Source organism: Vreelandella lionensis, assembly GCF_044543515.1.
Classification (GTDB): Bacteria; Pseudomonadota; Gammaproteobacteria; order Pseudomonadales; family Halomonadaceae; genus Vreelandella; species Vreelandella lionensis.
Genome location: NZ_JBITWC010000050.1, coordinates 1 through 2,923 on the forward strand (window position 1 = coordinate 1; position 2,923 = coordinate 2,923).

The window sequence follows — 2,923 nt, forward strand, 5'->3', positions numbered from 1 at the left end:
AGAAGGTGATCTGATCCATGGCAGCACTGAACCCTATGCAGTTGACGATGTTCGTATTATCGCTGAAGGCAGAGACTTTTTCAGAGCCTCCCTAATGATCTAAGGAAAATGTAGTCATCTTTGAAAGCCATATCATCATCTATTCTGGATGCATATTTAACACCACGTTCAGTTAACTTATATGACAGCCCAGCCTTTTCAATCAACCCTTCTGCCTCAGCGTATTGAAGCGATATATTGACTGCAGGATCAACGCCCCACACTCCAAATAAAATTTTGTTGTTTCTCACCGATTCCATCAAGATAGTCTTCCTTCTCTCATCTTTCAAAACCCAACTAAATAAATGCAAACGGATTAAACTAGACTTATTTCCGCGTGATGCAAGATGAAGCACTAGTAATATCTGAGTTATTTTATAGATCGGTCGATGCTCGGCCATAAGCGGCATAGGTTTTCTATGGAATGTAATTTTACTCATCATTCAATACCTAATGGACATAGCGCAAGCCATTTAGAAGTCATTTGATCGGATAGACGATACCTCTCTGCCTCTCCCAGTGCAGGAATAGCCTCCCCTATTCTTAGAGCTAGTTCGTCTCGCACCTTAGATATTAAATCTTCAGCCTCTCCATTCCATATTATACAAAGCTCTTCTACTTCACTCTCATACTGGCTAACCACTCTCATTACATGAAAGTAAATTTCTGAAGCATTTTTTTCTATTTCTTTAAGAAATATGTCACTATTGAGCCATTTTTTGGAAGTCAGGAGATTCAACTTTAAATGTTTATCTTCATTTAAAACGCCATTAAATGTACAGCGAACTTTATTTTTTACTAATATTTTCTTCATATGTGGTGAGATCTTCATCTTCGGTACTATTTGTCAAGTCTAATGCTGAGAATAGTGTGATTTTATTACCTCTCGCCGTCTGAATGTCATTGATTTCCTTAGCAAAAAAGTCAGCATCTTGCACTATCACTTTGAAGTCAGAATGAATAATCAAGCCCCAGCCGACAACTTCCTCCTGTTTTGTCTGCGCATGCTTCAACAAATTATTATCTGATATTTGTGGGGTAACAAAAATCCACTCTTTCAGAGTCGTCGTCCCTAGTCGGCGAGCAATTTCGGCTTCATATGTTCGAAGTTTTCCGAGATCTTTAGTTATTTTATCTCTTTGCTTCTGGTATAACTCTTGTTGAGTGTAATGGTTATCTGGGCAATAACACTGAAATGCAATTCCGTCCAACTTCGTAAAGCCTTCGATTCCGAAGTCACCAGGTGAGGCAACCATTTCTTGATATTGATTATCTTTATACTTTGATTTAAAAACCAGTTGGCACAGACTCTCCCACGAGTCACCATCAAAAGGTCCGTACTTAGTCTGGATCATTTATAGTTCCCGAATTCCATTATTTTCTTTACTCTACGAAATGAGGCTGACTATAACAGTGATTATAAGCCTTTCTACATAACCTCAATGAACCCGGCGGCGCGTTCATTGAGGTTATACAGCCCATCATTCACGATCTATCCCATTGAAATTAAAATAAATTAAGTATAAATAGGCAACATAAAATAGATTATCGTGCTGGATGCATAACACGGCTGAACAAGCATGCCGCTTCTGCGAGGAAGGCCGTTCAGGGTCGAAACCTGACATTCCCTATCACTTCCTGCTTGGTAATAACCATCGGCATCTTCCACTCACCATCAACTAATCAAATCCGCTTAGCTTCAAACCTACCAAACTATCCTTACCCACGTCACTAGAAAATAGTCATATCCATAGCCCTTTTTCTCCCCTTAGCCTCCCCACACCGAACACGGTAAGCTTGGCGGCACTCTCGTTGCTGAAGATGCTTTACCCATGACAACCCACTGGATTCTTGGCCCTGGGGCCATTGGCCGTTTATTGGCGCACTCGCTGGCCCCGTTTGTGGAGGTGGCGGTGATTGGCCGCCGTGAATTGCCTACGCGGCAGGTGCTAACCACGCCAGAAGGCGAAGCGCGTGTTCAGCACTTAACCTCACTCACCGCTAAACAGCTGGCGGCTAATGCACCTAAGCCGCCTGCGTTTGTGCATATCACCACCAAAGCCATGGCCGCAGAGGCGGCGCTTTCGAGTATTGCTAGCCTGCTGCCCCTCTCTACCCCGCTGGTGCTTTGGCAGAACGGTTTTTATGCCCAGCCGCGCATTACCCAAACGTGGCCTGGGCCGGTGCTGTGCGCTACCACTACTCAAGGGGCGTACTTAACCGGAGATGGTGGCGTGGTACACGCAGGCCGTGGGCCAACGTTTATCGGGGATTTGGATAACCAGCACGCAGGGTTAGCGGAATCCTTAGCGGCGCTATTGAGTGAGGCTGGGTTTACCGCTACGGCTGTGAACGATATCCGCAGCCGCCTGTGGCAGAAGCTAGCGGTCAACGCGGCGATTAACCCCCTGGTGGCGTTGCATGGCGTGCGCAATGGGGAACTTCGTGGTGATGCCTACTCGGGCCGTGTGGTTGCCGTGGTGAAGGAAGTGGCGGCGATTTTAGCGAAGGAAGGCGTTGTGCCGCCGAATGGTGGTGAGGGTGACGCCGCGTGGCTGGCTTTGGTTTGGCAGGTGGTGGAAAACACCGCGAATAATAAAGCTTCGATGTTGCAGGATGTGGAGGCGAAACGGCCTACCGAGCGCGGGGCGATTTTAGGGCCGCTGATTGAGCGCGCTGAACGGCATGGGTTGGGGTGCGGAGGATTGAAAGAGTTAAATCAGGAGTTGGCGTTGTTAGAAGCGAGGTTTTAGGTGGGCTTGGGTGGCTGGGTCATCCGCGCTGAAGCGCCCTTATATGGACCCGTCCCGTTGAGCAAGCAAGCTATAAGACCAACACGGGGAAGGACTGCACGCTTATATCCGGCCTTTTAGAGTAGCTACTC

The 2,923-nt window shown here is 46.7% G+C and carries 4 protein-coding genes; 1 reads left to right on the forward strand and 3 read right to left on the reverse strand.

What is annotated here, in order from left to right; genetic code table 11:
* Positions 1-80: 80 nt before the first annotated feature.
* From ACIGG6_RS18205 to ACIGG6_RS18215, 3 genes are read right to left on the reverse strand one after another with little or no spacing between them, the layout of a single operon-like run.
* Positions 81-479 (reverse strand): hypothetical protein, encoded by a 399-nt coding sequence (locus ACIGG6_RS18205; RefSeq protein WP_399846534.1) that lies wholly within the window; start codon positions 477-479, stop codon positions 81-83.
* Positions 479-853 carry a hypothetical protein gene (locus tag ACIGG6_RS18210; protein ID WP_399846535.1) on the reverse strand — a complete coding sequence of 125 codons (375 nt, stop codon included), beginning with the start codon at positions 851-853 and terminating at the stop codon, positions 479-481. Before ACIGG6_RS18210 ends, ACIGG6_RS18205 begins: the two co-directional genes overlap by 1 nt.
* Positions 828-1,394, reverse strand: coding sequence for a hypothetical protein (locus tag ACIGG6_RS18215; RefSeq protein WP_399846536.1), 567 nt, complete (start codon positions 1,392-1,394; stop codon positions 828-830). The genes ACIGG6_RS18210 and ACIGG6_RS18215 overlap by 26 nt, the downstream gene beginning before the upstream one ends.
* 477 nt (positions 1,395-1,871) lie before the next feature.
* Between ACIGG6_RS18215 and ACIGG6_RS18220 the strand changes: the two genes are divergently transcribed.
* Entirely contained in the window at positions 1,872-2,792 is a 921-nt protein-coding gene (locus ACIGG6_RS18220) for a ketopantoate reductase family protein (protein WP_399846538.1), read from the forward strand.
* Positions 2,793-2,923: the final 131 nt, after the last annotated feature.

What these genes read in the sequence shown, in the direction of transcription:
- ACIGG6_RS18205 (WP_399846534.1), bottom strand. Translation starts at nt 479, where the DNA reads ATGAGTAAAATTACATTCCATAGAAAACCTATGCCGCTTATGGCCGAG.
- ACIGG6_RS18210 (WP_399846535.1), bottom strand. Translation starts at nt 853, where the DNA reads ATGAAGAAAATATTAGTAAAAAATAAAGTTCGCTGTACATTTAATGGC.
- ACIGG6_RS18215 (WP_399846536.1), bottom strand. Translation starts at nt 1,394, where the DNA reads ATGATCCAGACTAAGTACGGACCTTTTGATGGTGACTCGTGGGAGAGT.
- ACIGG6_RS18220 (WP_399846538.1), top strand. Translation starts at nt 1,872, where the DNA reads ATGACAACCCACTGGATTCTTGGCCCTGGGGCCATTGGCCGTTTATTG.